The organism is Petrotoga sp. Shatin.DS.tank11.9.2.9.3 (genome assembly GCF_003665005.1).
GTDB classification, from domain to species: Bacteria; Thermotogota; Thermotogae; order Petrotogales; family Petrotogaceae; genus Petrotoga; species Petrotoga mobilis.
In genome coordinates this window covers 84316-107434 of record NZ_JGVT01000007.1, presented here as the reverse complement: position 1 = coordinate 107434, position 23119 = coordinate 84316, and the positions used below count along the sequence as shown (strand labels likewise).

General features: G+C 31.6%; 19 protein-coding genes. 4 read left to right on the top strand and 15 right to left on the bottom strand.

Annotated elements, in window-relative coordinates; all coding sequences use genetic code 11:
* The first annotated feature begins 39 nt into the window (after positions 1-39).
* Complete coding sequence (locus tag BZ25_RS08635; RefSeq protein WP_121514716.1) at positions 40-1290, top strand: hypothetical protein; 1251 nt, start codon at positions 40-42, stop codon at positions 1288-1290.
* A gap of 76 nt (positions 1291-1366) precedes the next feature.
* Positions 1367-3937 carry a UvrD-helicase domain-containing protein gene (locus tag BZ25_RS08630; RefSeq protein ID WP_121514715.1) on the top strand — a complete coding sequence of 857 codons (2571 nt, stop codon included), beginning with the start codon at positions 1367-1369 and terminating at the stop codon, positions 3935-3937.
* A 308-nt stretch (positions 3938-4245) separates the two neighbouring features.
* Here BZ25_RS08630 and BZ25_RS10335 read toward each other — a convergent pair whose 3' ends face one another.
* Together BZ25_RS10335 and BZ25_RS08625 are read right to left on the bottom strand one after the other, a co-directional pair.
* On the bottom strand, positions 4246-4413 hold the full coding sequence (locus BZ25_RS10335) for a hypothetical protein (RefSeq protein ID WP_158584891.1): 168 nt from the start codon (positions 4411-4413) through the stop codon (positions 4246-4248).
* A 540-nt stretch (positions 4414-4953) separates the two neighbouring features.
* Entirely contained in the window at positions 4954-7116 is a 2163-nt protein-coding gene (locus BZ25_RS08625; RefSeq protein WP_121514714.1) for a P-loop NTPase fold protein, read from the bottom strand.
* Between the two features lie 696 nt (positions 7117-7812).
* On the opposite strand from BZ25_RS08625, the gene BZ25_RS10330 reads away from it, so the two are divergent.
* Positions 7813-9927, top strand: a complete 2115-nt coding sequence (locus BZ25_RS10330) for a hypothetical protein (protein WP_158584890.1) — start codon at positions 7813-7815, stop codon at positions 9925-9927.
* Between the two features lie 50 nt (positions 9928-9977).
* Here BZ25_RS10330 and BZ25_RS08615 read toward each other — a convergent pair whose 3' ends face one another.
* The 13 genes from BZ25_RS08615 to frr form a co-directional block, all read right to left on the bottom strand.
* Positions 9978-10961, bottom strand: coding sequence for an Rpn family recombination-promoting nuclease/putative transposase (locus tag BZ25_RS08615; RefSeq protein WP_121514713.1), 984 nt, complete (start codon positions 10959-10961; stop codon positions 9978-9980).
* A 230-nt stretch (positions 10962-11191) separates the two neighbouring features.
* Positions 11192-11776, bottom strand: a complete 585-nt coding sequence (locus BZ25_RS08610; protein WP_012208465.1) for a hypothetical protein — start codon at positions 11774-11776, stop codon at positions 11192-11194.
* Complete coding sequence (locus BZ25_RS08605; RefSeq protein WP_012208464.1) at positions 11773-12183, bottom strand: hypothetical protein; 411 nt, start codon at positions 12181-12183, stop codon at positions 11773-11775. Before BZ25_RS08605 ends, BZ25_RS08610 begins: the two co-directional genes overlap by 4 nt.
* Positions 12164-12613 carry a hypothetical protein gene (locus BZ25_RS08600; RefSeq protein ID WP_103898320.1) on the bottom strand — a complete coding sequence of 150 codons (450 nt, stop codon included), beginning with the start codon at positions 12611-12613 and terminating at the stop codon, positions 12164-12166. Before BZ25_RS08600 ends, BZ25_RS08605 begins: the two co-directional genes overlap by 20 nt.
* A 28-nt stretch (positions 12614-12641) precedes the next feature.
* Positions 12642-13067, bottom strand: a complete 426-nt coding sequence (locus BZ25_RS08595) for a hypothetical protein (RefSeq protein WP_121514712.1) — start codon at positions 13065-13067, stop codon at positions 12642-12644.
* Positions 13045-14193, bottom strand: coding sequence for a type II secretion system F family protein (locus BZ25_RS08590; RefSeq protein ID WP_121514711.1), 1149 nt, complete (start codon positions 14191-14193; stop codon positions 13045-13047). Before BZ25_RS08590 ends, BZ25_RS08595 begins: the two co-directional genes overlap by 23 nt.
* A gap of 13 nt (positions 14194-14206) precedes the next feature.
* Positions 14207-14845, bottom strand: a complete 639-nt coding sequence (locus tag BZ25_RS08585) for a hypothetical protein (protein ID WP_121514710.1) — start codon at positions 14843-14845, stop codon at positions 14207-14209.
* The gene (locus BZ25_RS08580) at positions 14842-15645 is read right to left on the bottom strand and encodes a patatin-like phospholipase family protein (protein ID WP_158584888.1); all 804 of its coding nucleotides are present in this window, start codon (positions 15643-15645) and stop codon (positions 14842-14844) included. Before BZ25_RS08580 ends, BZ25_RS08585 begins: the two co-directional genes overlap by 4 nt.
* Positions 15646-15647: 2 nt before the next feature.
* Positions 15648-18278, bottom strand: coding sequence for an alanine--tRNA ligase (alaS, locus tag BZ25_RS08575; protein WP_121514708.1), 2631 nt, complete (start codon positions 18276-18278; stop codon positions 15648-15650).
* 122 nt (positions 18279-18400) lie between these two features.
* A complete protein-coding gene (locus BZ25_RS08570) occupies positions 18401-18796 on the bottom strand; it encodes a type II secretion system protein (protein ID WP_121514707.1) in 396 nt (131 codons plus the stop codon).
* A 10-nt stretch (positions 18797-18806) separates the two neighbouring features.
* The gene (locus tag BZ25_RS08565) at positions 18807-19652 is read right to left on the bottom strand and encodes a phosphatidate cytidylyltransferase (RefSeq protein ID WP_121514706.1); all 846 of its coding nucleotides are present in this window, start codon (positions 19650-19652) and stop codon (positions 18807-18809) included.
* A complete protein-coding gene (gene uppS, locus BZ25_RS08560; RefSeq protein WP_369973674.1) occupies positions 19649-20371 on the bottom strand; it encodes a polyprenyl diphosphate synthase in 723 nt (240 codons plus the stop codon). The genes BZ25_RS08565 and uppS overlap by 4 nt, the downstream gene beginning before the upstream one ends.
* Positions 20372-20388: 17 nt before the next feature.
* Complete coding sequence (frr, locus tag BZ25_RS08555; protein WP_012208454.1) at positions 20389-20952, bottom strand: ribosome recycling factor; 564 nt, start codon at positions 20950-20952, stop codon at positions 20389-20391.
* Positions 20953-21064: 112 nt separating this feature from the next.
* On the opposite strand from frr, the gene BZ25_RS08550 reads away from it, so the two are divergent.
* Positions 21065-23107, top strand: coding sequence for a metallophosphoesterase (locus BZ25_RS08550; protein ID WP_121514705.1), 2043 nt, complete (start codon positions 21065-21067; stop codon positions 23105-23107).
* The last annotated feature ends 12 nt before the right edge of the window (positions 23108-23119 follow it).

Genomic DNA, 23119 nt, shown 5'->3' with positions numbered 1-23119 from the left:
TTATAATATTTTAGACTATTAGAGAGGTGAAAAAATTCTATGGCTGCAGATATGAATGCAGAAGATCAAAAGCTTCAAAAAATATTATTAAAATTGGAAACTGATATAAATAACATCAAACAGTCTTTACAAGAAGATATTAAACCTATAAATTTATTATACGATGAGATTTTAAAGAAAAACTCTGAATTTTTTGAAACTATAAAAAAAGAAATACCAAATATACAAAAAAAACAAGAGAAATTAAACGAAAGTTTGGAGAATAAAATAAAAAATTTTAACTCTTTTTCGAAAAATTTTGAGCAAAGCATAACTGATTTCAAAAAACAACAAGAAGACGAATTTATAAAAATTTTATCTATTACTAATGATAAAATTGAAAAACTAAATGATGAGTTTATAAAACATATCAACACTAACAAAGATTTGATAGATAAAAAACTAGTTTCTTTTAATAATTCTTTAGAAAAATTCGAAGAAAAATACAAAATCGTTATTAATTTGCATCACTATATACAACAAAAGCAAGAAGAATTAAACGATAGTTTGGAGAATAACATAAAAAGAGTCAACTCTTTTTCAAAAAATTTTGAGCAAAGCATAACTGATTTCAAAAAACAACAAGAAGACGAATTTACAAAAATTTTATCTATTACTAATGATAAAATTGAAAAACTACAAGATGAGTTTATAAAACATATCAACACTAACAAAGATTTGATAGATAAAGAATTAGTTTCTTTTAATAATTCTTTAGAAAAGTTCGAAGAAAAATACAGCATCGTTATTAATTTGCATCACTCTTTAGCAAAATTAAAAGATGAATTAGATAACAATTATTTAAATGAAGATAGTTCCATAAACAAACTAAAAATTGATTTGAATTCTACTTATGATGATCTAAGATCTAAAGAAGAAACTATTAAAAAGATCTCAAAAAACATTGAATACCAAATAAAAAGCTTAGAAGAAAAAACAAGCTCTTTAATAACTATAAAAAATGATGCTCTAAAAAACTTTGAAAGTATATTAGGGAAAAAAGAAAAAGAATTGGAAATTTCTTTTGAAAAACAAAATGAAAAGATTTCAAATATCATTCACGAAATAAACTTATCCGAAAATAACTTTCTTGAAATTTTAGAAAATGAAAAAAACGAATTTTTTAAAATTAAATCTGAAAACATGAGTATTTTAAAGCAAAATGGAATTATTAAAAATAAAAATATATATCTAACTATTGTTAACATAATATTTTTTATAAGTTTTCTTCTATTTCTAATATTTAAATAAAAGCCCATATTGATATGGCACCCACCAACAAAATTACGTTGGTAAAAGGGTTGAAGTTCACATCTATATATGCGAGGTGGTAAAGATAGATTTTTTAATTAGCAAAGAATCGTTATCTTTTTTAAATGAATTAAATGAACAAAATAAAAAAACTCTTAAAATTATAAAACAGCATTTGGAGAAATATTTTAATAAAGATAAAGGTTTTTATATAGGATCAAATATTAAAATGTTTAAAAATATCGAAGAACCAACTTATAGAATTAGAATTAATGACGATATAAGATTAATATTTAGTTATATTAAAAAGGATAAAGGTTTAATTCCGATTATTAAATATATAGGATTTAGAAAAGATATATATGAAAAGTACAAAAGAAAATATTATCCTGAATGGAACTTTGAATTAGAAAAAATAGAAATAGAAAAACATATTAATTCTGTAAAAAAGCAAGAAATTGTAGTTGATTTAATTCCTGAGGAAGGTTATTTGAAAGTTCCTCTGAATGAAATAGAAGAAGCTTTAAAAAATATAGACCCTTACTTATGTTTGGATAGAGAGCAAGAAAAAGTAGTCAATGAAAATTATAAAAAATTGGTTCTGGTAAAAGGTGGACCTGGTACAGGAAAAACTACATTGGTATTGAGAAAGGCTTTTTTAACTATTTCTAAACAAAATGGTATTAATATAAACAATATAAAAATAGTTACCTTATCCGAAGAATTAAGGGACTTGTACAATTCTATATTAAATAAGTATACGAAATCAATTAGGAATGAAAAAAAAGATGATAAAAAATTCAACAATTTTAGTTTTTCTTTTAATTCATTAATATATAATTTAAAATCTGAAGGACTTTTTAATAATTTACAATTTGAAAACTATAAGACGTTAGAAGTTGCTGTAAAAAATAAAGTAGAACGAAATAACTTTTTGAAAAATAATTTAAATACAGATGAAAAGAGGATAGTATTAGATTATATAAACAACAAAAAAAGTAAAAAAAACTTTTCTTATACATATGACAATGATTTTGATGATTATCTTAAAGAAAATAATTTTAATATGAAAAAACAGGTTTTTGATAATTTAAATAATCATTTAAAAAAATATCTTTCAGAAATTCAAAATGATCAGTTAGATAGAGATTTAGAAATACTTAAGTATTTAAAAAGTCATAATATAAAAACAAACAATAACAATCTTAAATTTTTTGTTGATGAAAGCCAAGATTTTTCAGAGGTCCAACTTGAAATCATTAAACGTTTATCTGAACTTAATCCAAACAATGAACTAAAGTTATTTGTAGCTGGTGATATACATCAAAAAGTCACAAAATCAACATTTAACTGGGAAGATCTTTTTTTAGAAGAATCTCATGGTAATAAGTTGTTTGTAGAATTAAAAAAAAGTTATAGGTTTTCAAATAATATAAAAAAATTTAGAGAAGAAGTATTAAAAAAGCTTCCTCAAGAAAAGGGTATAAAAGACGGAGCATTAGATAAAATAGAGGTGATAAACAAAGTAAAAGGTATCAAACCTATAATGACAATAGTTGATGAAAACAAATTTGTTCGTTCTTTATTAGAAATTTCAAAAGATCAAAAGAATTTGGTAGGACAAATAATGATTTTTAGTGATGAAAAAGATAAAGAATTATTAGATGAAATTGAAAATGAAACGGAAAAATTTATGGTAGTTTCTTCAAAAGATGTAAAAGGTTTGGAAACAGATTCTATAATAATTTATAGACCTTTTAAAAATAAAAAAAAGCTGAAAAAAGAGGAATGGAATAATCTTAATGTAATGCTAAGTAGAGCTCAAAATAATATTTTAATAATAAACACAAAAGAAGATTATGATTATTTCTCAAAACATATTTCAAAAGATGATCTTTATTTATATGAAAAAAAATTTGAAAATGCTTTTAATGAATTTTATTCTAATAGAAGTAATATAATTACCAATTATTCATTTAGAGTAATGTTTTTAAATAGATTCAATAAATTCTTTAAAAAATATAAGCAAGGCAAAGGCAATGAAAAAACCCTAAAAGAATATTTATCTAAATTAATAGAATACGAATTATTTAATGTTTATGCAAACGCTATGGTTGAATTAGGAAAATATAAAAGTGCAATCGATACTTTTATTAAAATCGAAGAATATGATAAAGCTTTAAAGGTAAGTGAAAAGAATAAATTGTATATGGAAACATTTGAAATATATTATGATTATTTAAAAAATTATGAAAAGGCTATTGAAATTTTCGAATCTAATTTAAAAGATAGTGATAATATTGATCAAATTAAAGAAAAAGTGAAAAATGCCTATTTAAAAACAAAAAACTATTTGAATGCATCATATTATGAAGATAACCACGATGAAAAAATTAAAATACTCCAAAAAGGAAATCATTTCAAACAAATAGCAATTCTTGAAAAAGAAAATCAAAATTATGATTCAGCATTAAGATACTATTTAAAATCTGAAAAATTATCTAATGAAGATTATATAAATATAGCAAATATCTATTTTTTAAAAAATGATTTTAAAAATGCTAATAATTATTACAAAAAAAGCAAACCCTTGAAAAATAGCGATAGATTAAAACAAGAATTGTTGGAAATAAATTCGCTTTATTGACTTAAAATATATGAAGGTAGAATATATCATTATTTCCTTTAGAACGGGGAACAAAATCATAACCTATTATTCACCCATCTTCAAGTTTTTCAGCGTTCTTCAACATTGTGCTATGGCTAACTGAATACTGGCTCTTTCCATCAACGATTGACTTAATTGGCCTTGGGCAATATAATCGACAGAAACCACTTTAAAAAGAATAAAGGAGATGCGGGAAACAACGTGAGATGTTGGGATATAAAGTTCTTGAAAAATATAAATAGAATTCAACTATCAGTAGAAAGAACCACTTTTCGTTTAGCCGACTCTTATTTTTGGTACACTTTTCGTTTAGTAAGTGCACTTATCTTGTCTTTTATTTCTTCAGTTAGTTGGTTACCAAATCTTTTGCTTAATATTCTAACTGCGAACTCTCTTTCGCCTTCAAGTTTTCCTTCAACTTTACCTTCGTTTCTTAACTTTTCAGCTATTGTCATTACTATTTCACCCCTTCCATCCATTGCCTTTTTTACTATTTACTTAACCTTTTTTATTTTATATCGTTCCTTTATACATAAGGTACAACATACACGATTCAAATTATCAATTAAACGTCGTTTCGTTGGTAACCTCATTAAGGAATTTAAATGCTTTTAGTAATTCTTAGTTAAACTTTTCTTCTATCGTCAATCTTACCAATCTAGTCTTGTGTAATACCGATTTCATTTTGCTAATCTTATTATTCTTAATTTTTGTTGCAGTAAGAAATCGTATATCCAATATTGGTAAGAAGACGTGTGTTGCTTAGCTTAAATTAATTAATATAATATATATTTTTATATAAAACTACAAAAAGCGGGGAAGATCATAATTCGATGTCTTTGAAATGATATTATATCCTTGACTCTTTTTGAAAGGAGACAAGAAAAAAATAGAGTCATTCGATATAGAACTAACCAGAAAACGCCCTTATGGGAGTTCAACGGAGATAAATCAATAGCGTTTATACTGGATTATACGATGTTTCAACTCTGCATCTAAAAGGTATCTTTTATTTTTCCATTTAAGAACGTTTCAATTGCAAGTTTCTTTTGATCGTCCAATTGAGCAAAGTCTGGAGAATTGAATATCTTTCTTATTCGTGGTTCTAGTTTTTTTAGGTCTACAAGTTTTCCAATGTTTTTATCAATAATCCAAAGTACTTTATGCAAATGTACTTTTTCAATATAATCCAAACTACTGTAAATAACGATCTTATCTAAAAAACCGGTAATAAAATCAATCAATCCCTCATCATTCTTTATCATATCGTTCACGAAGTTATTGACTTCTTCTTGTTGCCCCCACTCTTTCCACTTTAGAAGAATATATGCCAGTTGTTTGTGCTTTGCTAATTGACCATCTTTAGCCCAGCTTTGAATTTTGTTGCAGGCAAGTTTTTTCAATTCTTCAAGTTGTTTCGAATTAACAGTTGGTTCTTCTTTCAAACCAGATTGGGCGTGCAGTTTTTCCTGTTGGCTTATCTCATAAACAATCGTATATAAGCTCCTTGTACTTTTCTCAATTGCACGTTTGAAAATGTTGAATCTCTCATCGTAGCTTTCAAAACGATGACTGAGCTTATAGAATAGATGGTGTAATTTTTTATGTATATTTGGGTCTAATAAATTTAAATCGTCTAAATCACCTTCAGATAACAAATCACCTATATCCATCAGGGCATTAATAATAGGTTCTATATTTCCCGTAGGAATATCATTGTCACTTAGGGCATAATCCTCGAACCTATCAAGAAACTTTGATACTTTTCCACCTTCAAGATTTAAAAATGCTTGGGCAAACGATTCAGAATTATTTCCTAGGGATAATATTTCTTCAATTTCTCTTTGGGAGATTTCTTCTTTTGGAAGAGAAAGCCTAAAGAACATGTCGAAAATATCGGGGCTACAGATTCGACGATCTCTTCTCCAATTTCTCAACTCTTCGTGGCCAAAGTTATTATTGCCGTAAATAGATTCAAGTTTTGGAAATAACTTTATCAAGAAAGTTTTTAAAACTTCTGGAGGAAGATCTTTTCCTCTACTAATTATCTCATCGCAACGTTTTTTGGCTTGCTCTTTTATTGCCTCGCTTCTTTTAGAATTAGAGTATACCCCCGTGAAAATATCTTTATTGTCTCTTATCCCATAGTAAACATCTGGGATGAAAACCTGAATTGCTGTAATAGCAAGAAAGTCTACTACATTTACCTCATTCTTTACCAATTCAAGACTGAATCGTAGTGTGTTCAGATAACGAGTAACGTGCCTAATATTTTGAAAGAAATACATAAATCCGCTATTGTATATATCGTACCAATATCCTTGATCCCATTTGGTTTCTGGTACATCCTTGATTAATTTATTAAGTTCGCTATTCAATAAATGTTCTACTTCGTGCTTAGAAATGAGTGGAACTTCGAAAGGTATTTGAACAACTTTCTCTAAATACTCTAAACCAAAACCCTTTTGAACATTTTCCAATGCATTTATAACGACATTCTTATCAAAGGCAAGCAGATATATCGTATTTTTAAAATCTCCTAAGGATTTGACTAATTGAAACATCTGTCTAATTTCAGTATCATTAAGGCGATCTATATCATCGATGACAACAATAATTTTATGATGCTGTTCACCTAGTAGTTTATTTATTTCTGCTTTGATAGTGTTTAAATCGTTTGCTTTAAGATCGCTCAAACTTTCAATAGCACTTCCAGCACTTTTAGCTGTATCAGAAAATATCTTTACAAAAGATCCAATCATCGGTATTAGTGCAAGTGGCTCAACGATTTTAGCATATGTTTGCAGTTTCTCCCCTATATCCTTACCATGACCTGCATAATCGTGACGTCCGAGCGTTACTGATAACTCTCTGAAAAATTGTGTAATAAGTTGGTTTTGGTCAGAATAATTCCAGGGGTTAAATCTTACGACAATTGGTTTCTCATAATCACTTCTGTCTTTTGAAATAAGTTCCATATGCTCTAAAGCCATGTTGATTATAGAGGTTTTTCCTGACCCCCAAGCACCGAAAAGCCCAATTACTACACTGTCTTTTTCTTTATAGCTAAGAATAGCTTCCCCTAAGGCTTGGGAAAACGAAGCTCTGCCTAAAATATCATCTTTAGATGATCTGATCGGTTGATCGGTTTTAAACATGCTTTTCACCTCTTTTTTGCCCCAGAATTTTATATGGCCGTTCACTCATAACCCCAACACATACTTTAATTCTTAAACAATACAAAACTATTATAATGACTGTTTTAGTATTTCTTAAATGTATAGCAATTTTACGATTCTTGACCTTGTTTTTTGTTCGTTGTTTAAACCCATTTTATTTTTAGTTTCATCAGGTTTAATTAGTAAATAGCAACTTTGTTTTATTTAATATCTGTTCAAAGAATTTGAGTAGTTCTTTTCTCATCTACTATCACTCTTCTAGTATATTCTGAGTTCTTCTAAATGATACCAGATTATTTAACCATTTGTTCATATTTTATTTTTCTTATTATCTTTTCCCGCCCACCACCCCTAGAGGATTTCTTTTTTATGATGAGCATCATTCTTAGAGGATTTTTTGTTTTTTTGAAAATTTATTTTTTTTGATTTTTTTTTGCAGATACTACTATTGGGAAGAAAAAATTTTTTGAAATGCAAGTGGATTTTGTGAATGTTTTTAACCAATATTAGATCATAATTAATTGTCCTCGAAATAGGATAATGGCTAGATAGTAATTATTGTCTTTGAACTTGATTTACTTTTTGTTATTTGAATGTTGTATAATTTATCCACAAGAAGATTTATTTCTTTGAATCCTCTTCGGAGTGAAGGCAAATATGAGGAGATGGTAAACAATGAAAAATATTTTATCAGTTGTTCTTACAACTGTTATGTTCATAAGCATGTTGGCGGTGGGCGTCTTTGCTGTCGAGCCGACGTATTCTTCCCAGCAGGCTAAAAACTTAGTATCAGAGATCTCAGGTATTGATGCGGCAAAGTTTAATGCCGACCTGAGTTATAGGTACGATGTACCATCTCAAGCATGGAATATTCACTATTGGGATCAAGAAATAAATGTCAATGCTATGGTGGATGCCTCCACCGGTGAGTTGGTGAGCTATTGGTACTACAAAAACAATTATCCGGGCAGCGAAGATAGCAATGTGCCAAACTACACAAGGGATGAGCTCAAAGACAATGCTTTAAACTTCATAAAGAGATACGCACCCGACAAGTATGACCAGATAGACAAAGCCCCTGATTTTCAATATGGTTTTTATTATTATAAAGGCGGGCAGACAAATTATACCTATCATTTCAAGAGAAACGTTGAACAGCTAAGTGGTATCAACGACGGGATAGATATCAACCAAGGGATAGATATAAGTATTGATGCCACAACCGGAAAGGTATCAAATTATTACATTAACTGGACAGACATATCTAAGGTTGACATCGATGGGTTACTGAGCGAAGATGAAGCTTTAGAGAAAATGGATCAAATAATGGGTACCTTCCTTGTTCAGAAGGATATATGGAGAGAGTACTCCCCTCCCGAAAATAAGCTCTTGTATACTCCGGCCAAGAGCGCTGGCTTATATCCTTTGCCAATGGGGATTGATGCTAGAACGGAGGAACCCGTAAACTACACCGGTCAGACTTTTGAGATTGGCGAAAGGGAAGAGTATAAAGTAACCAATGTAAATAAAATGTCTCCCCTGGGGAAGATGGATGAAAAGAAGGCAAAGTTTTTTGCTGAAGAATATCTGAAGAGCATGGGTAATGACCCGGAAAAATTCACTCTAAACATCAACATAAATGAAAACTATAACGATCAAAATATAAAGGTATATAATATTTTTGCTAATCATGGTGATAAAGATAGAAACATCGATTTTAACTCAGTAATTGAGGTGGAGACAGGGAAGATAATAAGCATTAATTATGGCGAATGGCTAAATCAGCCGACTTTCCCTGATGCTGATAATGGTATAGGAATAGAAAAGGCAGTGGAAATTGCAAAGGATTATTTATCCAAGGCAAGGCTTCCTTTTGAAAACATGCTGGTGGTGTCCGGAAAGGATTACAACTACACAGTAAACTTCATAATGTATCAGGAGGGAGTCTTATACCCCGTTAATACGGTTAATGTCAATGTTGATAACGAGGGTAAGGTAGTTCGATTTAATATTAATTACAGTGACATCGAGAAGATCGATACTACTGGAATTATTAACATTGAAGAAGCCGAGGTAAAGCTGTCTCAGTATCAAAAACTTCAGCTCTCCTTTGCTTTACCGAGAGATCAGTATACAGGAGATCCTGTGGGGGAACCGATTCCTGTTTATCAACTCTCCGATATCAACGGCTTTGGGATAGACGCCAAGACGGGTGAGTTTGTAGGATATGGTGAATCAACCTTGCCTATGCCAGGAGGAAAGTTCGACCCTTATACTGGAGTAATCGGAGATAAGAATGAGAAGATCTTAAAGATTTTCATTGATACGGGTATTATGCCTCAACCGGTACCAGAGATTAGTGAAAATATGACGGTAGGCCAGGCTGCATTAATACTTACTAGGGCATTTATTCCAAATTATTATTCAACGCCAGAGCCCAGAACAGAGGAAGGGGCTGTAGAAACCACGCCTGAAGGAATCGCCTTGAAAGCTTTAATGAAACAAGGTGTGATAAAAGAGGATGTAAAACCATCCGATGCCGTTACAAGAGCCCAGATTGCCCTATGGCTTTCGAGAGCTGCGGGTTATGGTAAACTTGTAGACTCGGATATATGCTTTATATTACCGGCAAAAGATATCAATGACCTTGATAAGGAAGCTAAAAACAGCATAGCGATAGTAACTGCGTTAGAGGTAATGGATGTAAAAGATGGAGAATTCAAACCCTATGATTTGCTGACATTCTCTGATTTCTGCGCTATAGTATATAATGCCATGAAAAACATGTAGCTAAAATCGGGAAGGAGGTAGATAAATTAATTAATCTACCTCCTACCCCATTATTTCAACAACTCTTTTAGCTCTTCTATGGTTATTTCAAATATGTTGTCAATTATTTGGTTTATTCTTCTTTCTTCAGCTTCTTTTATCTTTTCTTTCATCTCTTGTGTAAATTCTTTTCCAAATCGTTTATTTAATAACTTTATAGCTACTTCCCTTCTTTCTTCAAGTTTCCCTTCTCTTTCTCCTTCTAATTTACCTTCGTTTCTCAACTTTTCAGCTATCGTCATAACTATCTCACCCCTTCCAGGCATTATTTCTTTTTGTACTTTTAATATCTCCTCTATCGTTACATCTTCCCTTACGTTTAGTAAGTAGATCATACACTCTTCAAACCATTCATGTACCTCTTCTTCTGGTAGTTGTTTTATGTATTCAAATACCCTTCTTAATCTTTCTTTAAATTCTTCTTTGGTCATTGCCGTTCCTGCTCTCATTGCTTCTATTGCAACTTTCATCGCTGTTAATCCTATTATCCTTTTTTTCCTTTTGATCGAGAAATCACATATTTCATATCGGTATGTAGGTAAGTATGTTTTTAGTTCATTTGGTAAATCTTCTATCCCTTGCACCATATTTAATAAATTCGTTTCTACGTTCCAGATTTCTCTTCCATGGTATATTACCATCGGTATTATTATTGGTACCTTTTTTGTTTTGGGATCGTATTTTTCTTCCCAGATGCTCGTAATATATCTCAACAGTTGAAAGATTACTTTCCCTTCAATGTAGCTTTTGTGTTCCATCAGAATGTATATGTAGCCATCTTGTCCTTTTATCTTTGTTTTGTACAACATATCCGAGAGGCTTTCTCTTAGGTTTTCATCAACATGACTGTTGTTTTCAGGAATTAAATAATCTAGGTCTACTATTTCTACAGCTTCTTGAGGGAGATAGTTCCATAAGAAATCTCGAGCTATCCTTATGTCACTGAAAATTCGTTTGAAGAATAGATCATGAGGATTGTGCACTAATTCATTCATGTCTGGCCTCTCTTTTTTTAGATTTTGTTTGTCAATTTAATTATACCATATTTTGAAAAATCTATAAAACATGCATTAGGCCATATTATACGTAAGCGAGAGATTGAAGAAATTCGAATATTCTTAGAGGGATAAAAAATAACGAAAGAGTAAATAAAAATTCACATGAAGTTAATTTTTCTTGCAGATACTATTAGTGGAGATGGGAAAATTAAAGAAATTTGAATTGACTAGAGAACACATAGTTTTTTATCTTCAGTTAGAATTAAAATTCCATCATTGAAAATTGCCAATACTAAATCTTCCCCCAATGTATCGCCTGCGGAAAGCTTTATAAGTTCATCGAAGAAATAAACAAACCCTGTATTTCTTCCTTCTGAATCTATGAAAAAACCTGAGAATTCTACCCCTTCTTTTTGATATTTAGGCAAGTTATCTTTTTGTGACCATAGATCTAATAAGTCAATTTTTAAAGGCTTGAAAATGTTTGAGCTTTTTATGTATAATTTTTTATTATTAATAACATCCGTTGGAGTGTACTCAAAATTAGGATATGAAAAGGATACGGCGATGTCAAAATTATCCCCAAGTTCAAGAAAAGAATCGTTATTTCTTTTTATAATCATACTTTCCAACAAAAGATCAGAAGATAAAATATTTTCTAACTCTTTTTGTAGAGGCTCTGATAAGAAGTTGCTTTCTACTTCTGATATGGTATGGAGAGAGAATTTTAGGTTCGGTGATTCAATTTCATAATTTTTTATATACACTAAAGTTATAATCAACAAAAGAATAATAAATAGATAGCGTTTCATTGGTTGACTCCTTGTTCTTTAATTTCAAGAACCACGTAATAATTGGATCCCATGTTTATTTTAGAGACTTCTGATATGGAGTACTTGCTCTTTATTTTCTGAGTTGGTTCCATAAAGGTTGCAACTTTTGCTGTTAGTCCATCGGTCAAGGAGTAGTTGAATTCTATTAGAAAGAAGTTGTTATCTGTTAGGAAATCAAAAAATTCTTCTACGACCATCCTTTGGTTGGCAACTTTGTAAAGGTAGTTGTTGTAAGTATAATTTAAGTTGTTTTGTATCCTTTTGATATTCAGATATTCTTGATATTTCTCATAACTTTCAAAAACTAGAAGAACGAAAAGTATAATTATTATTGTTATTAGTGTGTATTTCAGAAATTTTCTAACGTTAGATTCTAACAGGAACAATTCTTTTATCCTCCAAATATTTTATTGCTAATTCCTTCAATTCTTGATTATTAAAAAAGTATGTTGGTTTTTCGTCAACTATTAATCCTGAAAATGCGAATTCTTTGTTTCTAATAAATTCATAATTGAAAAAATCTGTACCTAAAACGTATCTACCCTCTTTGAATTCTAAGACTTTTCTCAAAAGAATGGATTGAATCGGTAGAATAGTGTCAAAGAATAAAGATCTTTTTGATTTTTTGTAGTCGATAGCATCGATTACCAAGAAATATTCTTTATCAGAAGAATGAATCTTTTTAAAAGCGATTTTTTTATCCGTTATTTCTTGGATGTATATTTTTCTCAGTTGAAATTCATTTTCAAATGGTTTAATAAAACAATCAATATGATTTATACATACTTTTTTCCCTTTGTATTTGAACTTAATCATAATTTTCCTCCAAAGGCTTGAAGATAGATCATGGATTGGTGAGCGCTCCCGTGACTGGAACGACGTTGAATATGGTTTTTCCTTCGCTGTTTACAATTCTGCCTCCCCTTCCTGCTATTTTTCCAAAGCTCCATAATAGATCTTGGCTACTTTGATCTTCTATTCTGTATCTTATATCATAAGTCACGATTTTTAATTTTCCCTGTACTATTTGAGAGCGTAGGATTCCGTTTAAGTTGTTATCCTCTCCGTAATGGGTAGAGGCGCTTCGTGTTTTATACACCACCTCTGAAGCTATGAATCTTTCCGTAAGAGATGAAAAGTATTTTTGAAGTGGATATACAGTGAAAAAAACTATAGACGAGAACAAGATTAATTCGATACCCAAAGAAACTAGCACTTCCATAAGTAAAAAGCCTTCCTTATGAGATTTAGAATGTACCCCCCATTTCAAATTTTATCCCCCCTAAGTAGACATTGGAGTAAATTTCAAATGCTAAACTCAAAATTATTACAGATAAAAATATTATAAGTACAGGTTCGATCATTTTCATAATCTTATCTGAAGCGGTTTTAAAAGACGAATAATAATAGTTTTCTAAGAAGTCAAATACCTCTTTATAATTTCCTTTCCTTTTTGAGACGCTCATTGTTAAAGAAAATTCTTTAACGTCTTTTATTTTTGAAAAAACTTCGGTAAGATCTTTCCCTTTTTCTATATCCAAATAGGCAGTTAAGAAAGTAGATGAAATATACTGTGAATTTGTATTAGAAAGGACTATTTCTAAAGCGTTGTATATTGTGAGACCACTTTTTAAAAGTAAGTTAACGTTCCTTGTGAATTCGTGAAGTATGTAATTCTTGTACAAGGACTTTAAAAACGGAATCTTTGTCCAAAAAATATCGTTTCCCTTGCCTATCCAGAAAGTTATCAACCCAAAGAAGAAAAATATCAACATACTTATCAACATGTAAGTTGATAAGTTAAGATTAATATCGTATCCTAAAAGAGTAGAAAACTGTGGAATAACCCAAAAATTTAGAAGAAAAAGCAAAACCAAAATTGATGAAAGAATTAGTAGTGGATAAATTAATGATTTTTCGGCGGTAGACCTGGAAAGTTTGACGTTGTTATAGTAATCTTTTAAATTGGATAAGTTTTCTCTTAAAATTAGCGTTGTCTTTGAGATATTTATTGTATACCTAAAGTAGTTATCTATTTCAGGAAAGTCAAATGCGGTTTTGTAGTCTAATCCTTTTTTTACTAAGAAGTAACCTTTAAAAACAACACCTCTTATGAACTTATCAACCTGTTCGTTGAAAACTAAAAATTCCATAGCTTCGAAGAGGGTCAACCCCGAGTTTACAAGGAGGTACAGATTATCAACAAGGCTGATCATTTGATCGATATTGAATTTTTTACTGTTGAAATAAAAGTTATCAACATTGATGTTGATAACTCTGATGTTGAGGTTAGACAGAATATCATAAATTTCTTCTTTATCTTTTACAAGTAATAGACATTCGTATCTTTTATTTGATGATCTTTCCTCAACTTCCACCTTGTAAAGTTTTTTCACTTTTTCCCTTCTTTTATCCTATGAAATGTACCTTATTTTTTGTTTTGACTTCATCCATGACCAATTCGTAAAAGTATCTGCTTCTCATAACTTGAATGGATTTGTATAACCTTTGTATGGTTGAAGATTTGTGATAATTATATGGTGAATCATAGATTTCTATTTCTTCACCTTCGTATTTTAATAATGAGTAGCAAGGTGTTCTTGAAAATGAAGCGGTATTGTACCATCCTTGAAATGGTGGTCTGATACCAGGTAAGAGGGTAGAATAGAAAAAACTTTCTTGAATGGTGGTGATCTTTTTAGCTGTTATTTCTTCAGTCTTTAAATTTATCAGTTCGATTTCTAAGGGAATGTTTAATTCAGCATCTTCTTCTAATTGATATTCATACTTGCCTAAATTTGAAGAAAGTTTGAGACAATTTTTTATGTTTCCAAAAAAGATGTAATCTTTGTCTATTGTGTTCAAGTAGGGTTTTAAGCTTTTTATACTTTGATGAAGAATCTTTTCTTTTTTGAGTTGGAAACAGGCGATACAAAATCCTGTGATGCCGTTGGTGATGATTTTATCATAACTGGATAGATCCAAATCTTTTAAGTTTTCAGCTGCTTTAATTCCTTGCCATCCAAATCCTCCACTTACTAAAATCATGATATTTTCTCCAAGATTTCTTCTTTTCTTTCTAAAACAGCTTTTCTTCCAGTATCTATTAAAGCTTCTGTTTGTGTGAAATCTAAAGTATTGAAATCTTCTGTGGGCAATTCGATAAGTACGTTAGCAAACTTTTCCGTTAAATTATCGTATATATTTTCTCTTATTGAATCCATCCTATCAAAAGCTTGGGAAGCATTTTTTACTTCCTCGTATTTTATCTTCTTTGATAAGAGTTTTAGGGCGATAATTTTATCTGCACCAACTTTTTTAGCTGTTAGGATAGGTAGCTTTTCCAAGGATCCACCATCTATGTATTTGTTACCGTTTATTTTAAAAGGCTTGAATGCACCAGGCATCGCCATGCTAGCCTTTAAAGCTGGGAATAAAGGTCCTTCACCAAAAATTTCCAAATTTCCACTTTCCATTTTTACAGCAGTGCAATAGAATTTAATTTTTAAATCTTCAAAAGTGATATTTTTAAATACCTTTTTTAATATATAAAAATAAAGGAAAGAAGGTAAAGCTGATGGTAGCAAGTTTGCGCCTATGCACGTCAAAACAGATGGTATTTTACGTGATGTTGGTGTTTTTTTTATAAATGTAGCTTTTTGTAACCTTAAAGCATATTCATATAGTAATTTGGAGTCTCCTAAAATGGAATACCCAGCACCTACAAGTGCACCAATACTTGTACCAACAACCATATCAAATTTAATTCCCATTTTTTCAAGTTCTAACAGTGCTCCAACGTGGGCAGCGCCTTTAGCCCCGCCTCCAGATAAAGCAACCCCAAGCAATATTAAACCTCCATAAAATTGTTTATGTGTTCTATCACTTCATTTAACTTATTAACATATTTTCCACCGGCTTGTGCGAAAGTTGGTCCGCCACCGCCACCGCCACCTAAATAAGAGGCTATTTTTTTTGCAATGTTTCCCGCGTGGAATTTTTTAGAAATGTCTTTAGATACCTTGACTACCAAACTCACTTGATCGTTGTTATTCTTGTTGAAAAGAATAACAACGCCTCTACCCAACTTTTGAAGTAGGATATCAGCTGTGTTGGCATGAACGTCTTTTTCCAAGTTTTCTAATTGAGCTACTACTACCTTTTCGCCTTCAATGATTTGTGGAGTTTGGGCTAATCTTTCAATATTTTTTGTGGCTAATTGAAACTGAAGTTGTTTGATTTCTTTTTCTTGATTTTTGATAGTTTTTAGGATGCCTTGGATTTTATCTGGTATCTGATCCCTTGATGAGTCCAACATTTTGGATAAATTAATTATGATACTTTCCAGTTCTGTAACGTAGTTAAGACTTTCAAGACCAGTAATAGCTTCTATTCTTCTAACTCCTGAAGAGATGGAAGATTCCTCCAGAATTTTGAACAGGCCTATTTCTCCTGTGTTGGAAACATGCGTGCCTCCACAGAGCTCTCTTGAGAAATCGTCTATTTCCACAATTCTTACCATTTCTCCGTATTTTTCTTCAAATAAGGCTATAACATCCATATTTTTCGCTTCTTCCAAGCTTTTTAGGTATATATTAACAGGGATAGCTTTTTGTATTTGTTCGTTTACGAGGTATTCTATTTGCTTTATTTGATCTGGTGTCAAAGGTTCATAATGTGTGAAATCAAATCTTAGTCTTTCCGGAGCTACATATGAACCGGCCTGCCTTATATGCTCTCCAATTACTTTTCTTAATGCAGAATGTAAAAGATGGGTGGCGGTATGGTTTTTCTCTGTTGCTTTTCTCTTTTTTTCGTCAACTTTTAGAAACACTCTTTCTCCGTTTTTTATACTACCTTTTTTTATTTTTACTAGGTGAGATATTATCCCATTTCTTATAGGTTTGACATGTATAACTTCAGCTTCGAATGTTTCATTGTAGATAATACCGTTATCGGAGATTTGCCCTCCTCTTTCAGCATAAAAAGGTGTTTTAGAGAAAAATAGTTCAATTTCGTCACCATCTTGAGCTTGTTGGACAATACTTTCTCCTTTGATTATAAGCTGGATTTCTTCGATAGAACTTAGTTTATCATAACCAATAAACTCTGTTGGAGTCAAAAATTTATCGATTTCTTTGTAAATTTGTTTGGCTGTATCATACTCTACTTTACCCGAAGCTGCTCTTGCCAGTTCTCTTTGTTTGTTCATCAGTTCTGTGAATTCTTTTTCATCGACTTCTATCCCTTTTTCGGATAATATCTCTTTTGTGAGATCCAAAGGAAACCCGTATGTGTCGTAAAGTTCGAAGGCGATTTTTCCAGATAATGTAGCTTCGTTGTTTAAGTTTTGAATTATGTTGTTTAGCCTTTCCATACCTTTTTCCATCGTCTCAAAAAACTTTTCTTCTTCCATAGAGGAAATATCTTTAATTAAACCTTCTTTTTCGATGAGTTCTGGATAGATATTACTCATTTTTTTAATCACTTTTTCAAGAATACTGTTTAAAAAAGGCTCTTTTGCTCCTAACAAAGCTCCGTGCCGTACAGCCCTTCTTATTAATCTTCTTAAAACATAGCCTCTTCCTTCATTTGATGGTATAATTCCTTCAGTTATTAGAAAAGCAATCGCCCTTGAATGATCGGCTATTACTTTTATTGATACATCTTTGCTTTTATTTTCTCTAAACTTTACATCGAAGATTCGTTGTATTTCTTCTATTGTTTCCTTGAATAGATCAGAGTCAAAATTATCGTATTTGCCTTGAGCCACTGCGCAGATCCTTTCAAAACCCGCACCGGTATCAATGTTTTTTCTTGGCAAAGGTGAAAGCTTTCCATTTTCATCGGAATAATATTCAGTGAAAACTATGTTCCAAATCTCTACAAAACGTCCACAATCGCAGGCGGGAGTACAGTTTTCTTGGTCTGGACAGTTTTCGGTATACCCTGTGTCAAAGTATATTTCTGAGCATGGGCCACATGGACCTGTTGGGCCTGCAGGTCCCCACCAGTTTTCTTCTTTACCAAATCTTAGTATTTTATTTTCAGGTATCTTGATATCATCTTTCCAGATATTAAAAGCCTCATCATCAGTTTCATACACAGAAGCCCATAATTTTTCAGCTGGAAGTTCTAATTCTTCTGTTAAAAATTCCCAGGCCCATTTTATAGCCTCTTTTTTGAAGTAATCCCCAAAAGAAAAGTTCCCTAACATCTCAAAAAAGGTGTGATGTCTGGGGGTTCTTCCAACATTTTCTATATCGTTTGTTCTTAAACATTTTTGACATGTGGTTATTCTCGTATACGTGGGTTCAACTTTTCCCCAAAATATTGGTTTAAAAGGGACCATTCCAGCCACCGTAAACAACAATTGGGGATCGTTTGGAATCAAAGAAGAACTAGGTAGCCTTTTATGACCTTTTTTTTCAAAAAAATGCAAAAACTTTTCTCTGATTTCATTAGAGGTGAAGTATTTCATATATTAAATCCTCCTAATTTTTTCAAATTATACTTGACTTTGAAAAATCTGAAACCTACTTTAGCTCCCCTTCGCCCCGCAGCCCGCCCTGACTAAAGTGTCTGCTTTCTATTTTTGCTTAATTAAAATTTAACTACTAAATAAGCGGTATCACCATCGACAAGTATGTTGTTGTTAATCTTTTTTAGCTCTGTTGCGGAAAGAGTTGTACCATTGTATTCGATTCGGACTTCTAATGGATTAGACACATTTAATACTATATTTTCTGGTTTAGAAGTTAAGTATTCATCAGACAAAAGTTTCTCAAATGTCAAGCCACTTAAGTCGGGATTATAAATACCATAGTTCATTACGGCAACTTGAACATTTTGCATTTCAGTTACTATTTTAGTTGCTTTAGCTTGATTGATAAGTCCTCTAACCGATGGAATGGAGATACTTGCAAGGATCGAAATGATCCCCAAGACTATTAGAACCTCAATTACTGTGAATCCTTCCTTAAATTTTTTGTTTTTCATTTTTCTCCCCCTATATCCACAGTATTCTCAACAAAAAATACCACATTGGGGTTACGATCAACAAACCATCAATTCTGTCGAGCATTCCCCCATGACCTGGTAGAATTTCTCCTGAGTCTTTTACATTATAATACCTTTTAATAATTGATTCTGTTAGATCTCCAATGGTATCAAAGAAACCCACCATTAACGCTAAGATAACGGCCTGCAAAAAGGTTATTTTTTGAATAGCTCCAAATAAAATCCCAATGGAATCAAATATAAGTATATAAGCAAAAGTGAAAAAGATGCCACCTAATAATCCCTCCCAACTTTTTTTTGGTGAAAAATGCGGAGAAAGTTTATGCTTACCGAAACTCAATCCAAAAAAATATGCACCGGCGTCATAAGCCCATACTGCAGTTAATGCTAAAATCGCCATCCCTGGTCCATAGTTCAAATGAATCAAATAAAAGTTTGAAAGGAAAAAAGATACGTAGATAATACTTAATGCAGAAGATTCTATGAACCTTTTTGTGTGCGTTATTTCTTTAACTAAGAGCATGATCGAAAATACAGACGCTACGAAAGCTAAGAAAAATATTCCTTCACTTTCAAAAGGTAAAATTCCTCTATATTCAGCCTCCAAGGAGAATCCATATATAAGACTGGATGTTCCTACAATAAAAGTAAGCAAAAGCTTGATGAAACTATTTTTGACATCACTTGTAAATAGTTCAATCAATTCAAAGGAAGCTAACATCACTATAGTTGTAACCAATCCTAAAAGAGTGGGATACGTTAAATAAGAAAAAACAACTATAGGTCCAATAATTACCCCTGATATTACTCTTGTCCAGAGTTCTTTTTTATTCAAAGGTTTTCCTCCATATCTTTAGACTTACTGCTTATACCCCCGAATCGTCTCTCTCTTTTAGAATAATCTAAAAGGGCGTTGAAGTAATCATCATAGGAAAAATCAGGCCATAGAGTTTCTGTAAAATACAGTTCAGAATAAGCAGATTGCCAAAGTAAGAAGTTACTTAGTCTTTCTTCACCTGCTGTTCTTATTATTAAATCAGGATAAGGAACATCTGGTAAATAAAGGTTGCTGTCAATATCTTCTTTTGTTATTGTTGTCTTCTGTTCTTTCAAGATTTTATTTACTGCATCTACAATCTCTTGTCTTCCACTGTAATTCAAGGCGAAGATCAAATTGAAATCTTTGTTATTTTTACTTATGTCCTCGATTTCTTTACAAGTCTTTATGAGACTTTCTGGCAGTTTATTGATTCTTCCTAAAAATCTAACATTTACCCCATTTTCTATGATACGTTTAAGGTTATCTTCAAAGTATCTTATGAGTAAATCAAATAAAAATTCTATTTCATTTTGTGGTCTCTTCCAATTTTCTTCTGAAAAGGTGTATAAGGTAAGATAATTAATTCCAACTTCTTTAGACCACTCAATAACTTTGAGGGCAGTTTCAGCACCCCTTTGATGTCCATAGTTTCTGTCATAGCCACTTTTAGTTGCCCATCTTCCGTTTCCATCCATAATTATACCAACATGGGCAGGTACTTTTGAAAGTTTCATACTTATATTTTCCACATTTATGACTCCATGATCTCTTTTTCTTTTCTTTGGAATATTTTTTCTGCTTCATCTTCATTTTCTTTTAAAATCTCTTGGATTTCTTCTTCGAATTTTTTTGCCTCGTCTTCACTTATTGAACCCTCGTTCTTTATTTCTTTAACCTTTTTTATATCATCTCTTCTAATATTTCTTAAAGCCACTTTTGTTTCTTCTAGCATCTCTTTTATAGCTTTTACCAGTTTTCTTCTTTCTTCAATAGTGGGATTTGGGAAAGATACCCTCACTACGTTACCATCATTTATAGCGTGAAAACCAAAATTAGAAGAATTTATCGCTTTTTCTATGGGTTCCAGCATCTTTTTATCCCATGGGGTTATGACAACGGTTCTTTCTTCTCCAACACTTAAGGTTGCAACCTGATTAATGGGAGTAGGCATACCATAATAATCGACTTTTATATCCTCAAAAATAGCGGTAGTAGGTCGTCCGGTTCTTACTTTTTTTAATTCGTCCTCGAAATGTTCAAGAGTTTTTTTCATTTTTTCTTCTGCTTCTTTCGCATAAGAACTTCTCTTTGCCATGACTTCACCTCCGCATAAAATTTAATTCAGCAAATATTATACCACACCAAAGGGTTTTTCTTATATGATATAATATTGAAAGAGCGAAAAAACACGAAAAGGGGGCATTAATGTGAAAAAGTATCTTATCGTAACATTTTTTGCTATTTTGTCTGTACTCTTTTTTTCAGCAGATCTAATTTCATCTTATCAGGATAATTATATATTATCCAACAACTATTTGACAATAGGAATTTCTAAAGAAAATGGATATATAACCCTTTTTAAAAGTAATGAAGTTAATAAAAGTCTTTTCACAAATCATAAAATTCTAATTTCAGGTGTAGAGCTCCAAAACAGCATTGTAGAAACTTCGGAAGATTCGATTTCTTTCATTTATGATGAAAACGACTTCAAAGTGTTGAATACTTACACCCTACAAGAACAAAACCTCTTATTGAGTACTATGATAACTAACAAAACGGAAACAAAAAAACGAGTCCAAATGAATGAAATAATAGATTACTCCGACACATTTCCTTTTTTTATAAAGTCAAAGATCTTAAATAACTATGTATTAGTTCTTCAGCAAGATTTTGGAAGCTTTGGCTATTTCCCGGTTGATGATCAAACATTTCAGAGGGTTATAGCAAACGACGAGATGACCACAAGTATCTCATTTTTTACCCTTGAACCTGAGGATGTTCTTGAATTTACGAGAGTTATAACCGTTGGTGAGAGCGTTAGCGAAATAGAAAAAAGATATTATGATAAATTCGGTATAGGTTATACAACTATCGAAAAAAATATAATATTGAACAATGAAAAGTCTGCTAAGGGCATGAGAGTTGTTGTAGAAGATGAATTGGGAACCATTCAAGATGTTCAACTAGTTGATGAAAAAGGAAAAGCAGAATTTTATCTTCCCAATGATGAAGATTATGGGAATTTCCAAGTTAAAGTAGATTTTGGAAATTTGAAGAGTGAATCTGTCTCTATTGTAGAGTCTGAAGACCTTTTTGTTGAAGTTGGAGAAAATTACTTTTTTTACCAACCTTTCCTCACTAACAAAGAGGAAGATGGTGTGACTATCAATTTCAGGATGGCTGTCCCTGCCAGGTCAACTGTAGAAGTTTACGATTCAAGTAGCGAAGCTAAGGTGTTAGAAATACAAAACGAGTTTCCTTTGGAATATCACTATATAGAACTTTCTGGCTTGCAACCTGATTCTTCCTATGAATACGTGATAAATGTTGAAGATACTTATACTCTGAATGATGTTAAGACAGAAAAAAAGGCTTTTAAAACCAAGCCTTTAGATGAAAATATTGATTCTTTTCGATTTATAGTTTATGGAGATACTCAAATCTATGACGAAAGACACGCTTACGTTGTTAATAGAATTGTAGGAGATTCGGATCTAAATACAGCATTCATTCTAAAGCCTGGAGATCACACGGAAGAAGGCACATCAGAGAAGAGCTGGAGTAAATTTTTTGAGTCTGCAAACCCTTTAAGTTCTCAAATCCCCTATTACATGGCTTTAGGTAATCACGAAAGAAACAGTTTACTTTATTATAGGGCATTCGAGCTTCCAAGTGGTGGTGGAGATTATTCCAAGAGATGGTACTCTTTTGATTATGGAAACTCTCATTTTGTTATCTTAGATTCTAATATTTTGGAATCTACGGATCTTTATGAAAAACAAATGAAGTGGCTGGAAGAAGATCTTAAAAACAATAATGATAAAAAATTTATCTTCGTGGCTTTCCATCATCCTTTTTGGACGACAGCCACGGAGTATGGTAATATGGAAGAAAATCTTCCCGAAGGTCATTTCAACACAAAGAATTGGTTGCCCATTTTCGAAAAGTACGGTGTTGATGTTGTGATAAACGGACATATACACGCTTACGAAAGGTATTTTAAGGATGGAATCATGTTTATAACCAGTGGTGGAGGGGGTGCTAAGCTAAATACAAATCATGGAGCGGATCCACTGCCTTGGCATGTAAAGCACGTTCTCGGAAAGCTCCATTACATTATTTTTGATGTTTACGAAGATTCGATCAAAGTTACTGTAAAAGCAGTGGCGAGGGTTGATAATCCTCTTTTCCCAAATCAATATACTCCAATTGACGAAATAATTGATGAATTCTACATATACAAAAAGTGAAAGGGAGATTAT

Bases quoted from the DNA above. Each gene is read 5' to 3' on its own strand.
- BZ25_RS08625 (WP_121514714.1), bottom strand. From the start codon at position 7,116: ATGTTTAAAACCGATCAACCGATCAGATCATCTAAAGATGATATTTTA.
- BZ25_RS10335 (WP_158584891.1), bottom strand. From the start codon at position 4,413: ATGACAATAGCTGAAAAGTTAAGAAACGAAGGTAAAGTTGAAGGAAAA.
- BZ25_RS08600 (WP_103898320.1), bottom strand. From the start codon at position 12,613: ATGATTAAGTTCAAATACAAAGGGAAAAAAGTATGTATAAATCATATT.
- BZ25_RS10330 (WP_158584890.1), top strand. From the start codon at position 7,813: ATGAAAAATATTTTATCAGTTGTTCTTACAACTGTTATGTTCATAAGC.
- uppS (WP_369973674.1), bottom strand. From the start codon at position 20,371: ATGAAACTTTCAAAAGTACCTGCCCATGTTGGTATAATTATGGATGGA.
- BZ25_RS08585 (WP_121514710.1), bottom strand. From the start codon at position 14,845: ATGATTTTAGTAAGTGGAGGATTTGGATGGCAAGGAATTAAAGCAGCT.
- alaS (WP_121514708.1), bottom strand. From the start codon at position 18,278: ATGAAATACTTCACCTCTAATGAAATCAGAGAAAAGTTTTTGCATTTT.
- BZ25_RS08635 (WP_121514716.1), top strand. From the start codon at position 40: ATGGCTGCAGATATGAATGCAGAAGATCAAAAGCTTCAAAAAATATTA.
- BZ25_RS08570 (WP_121514707.1), bottom strand. From the start codon at position 18,796: ATGAAAAACAAAAAATTTAAGGAAGGATTCACAGTAATTGAGGTTCTA.
- BZ25_RS08610 (WP_012208465.1), bottom strand. From the start codon at position 11,776: ATGAAACGCTATCTATTTATTATTCTTTTGTTGATTATAACTTTAGTG.
- BZ25_RS08615 (WP_121514713.1), bottom strand. From the start codon at position 10,961: ATGAATGAATTAGTGCACAATCCTCATGATCTATTCTTCAAACGAATT.
- frr (WP_012208454.1), bottom strand. From the start codon at position 20,952: ATGGCAAAGAGAAGTTCTTATGCGAAAGAAGCAGAAGAAAAAATGAAA.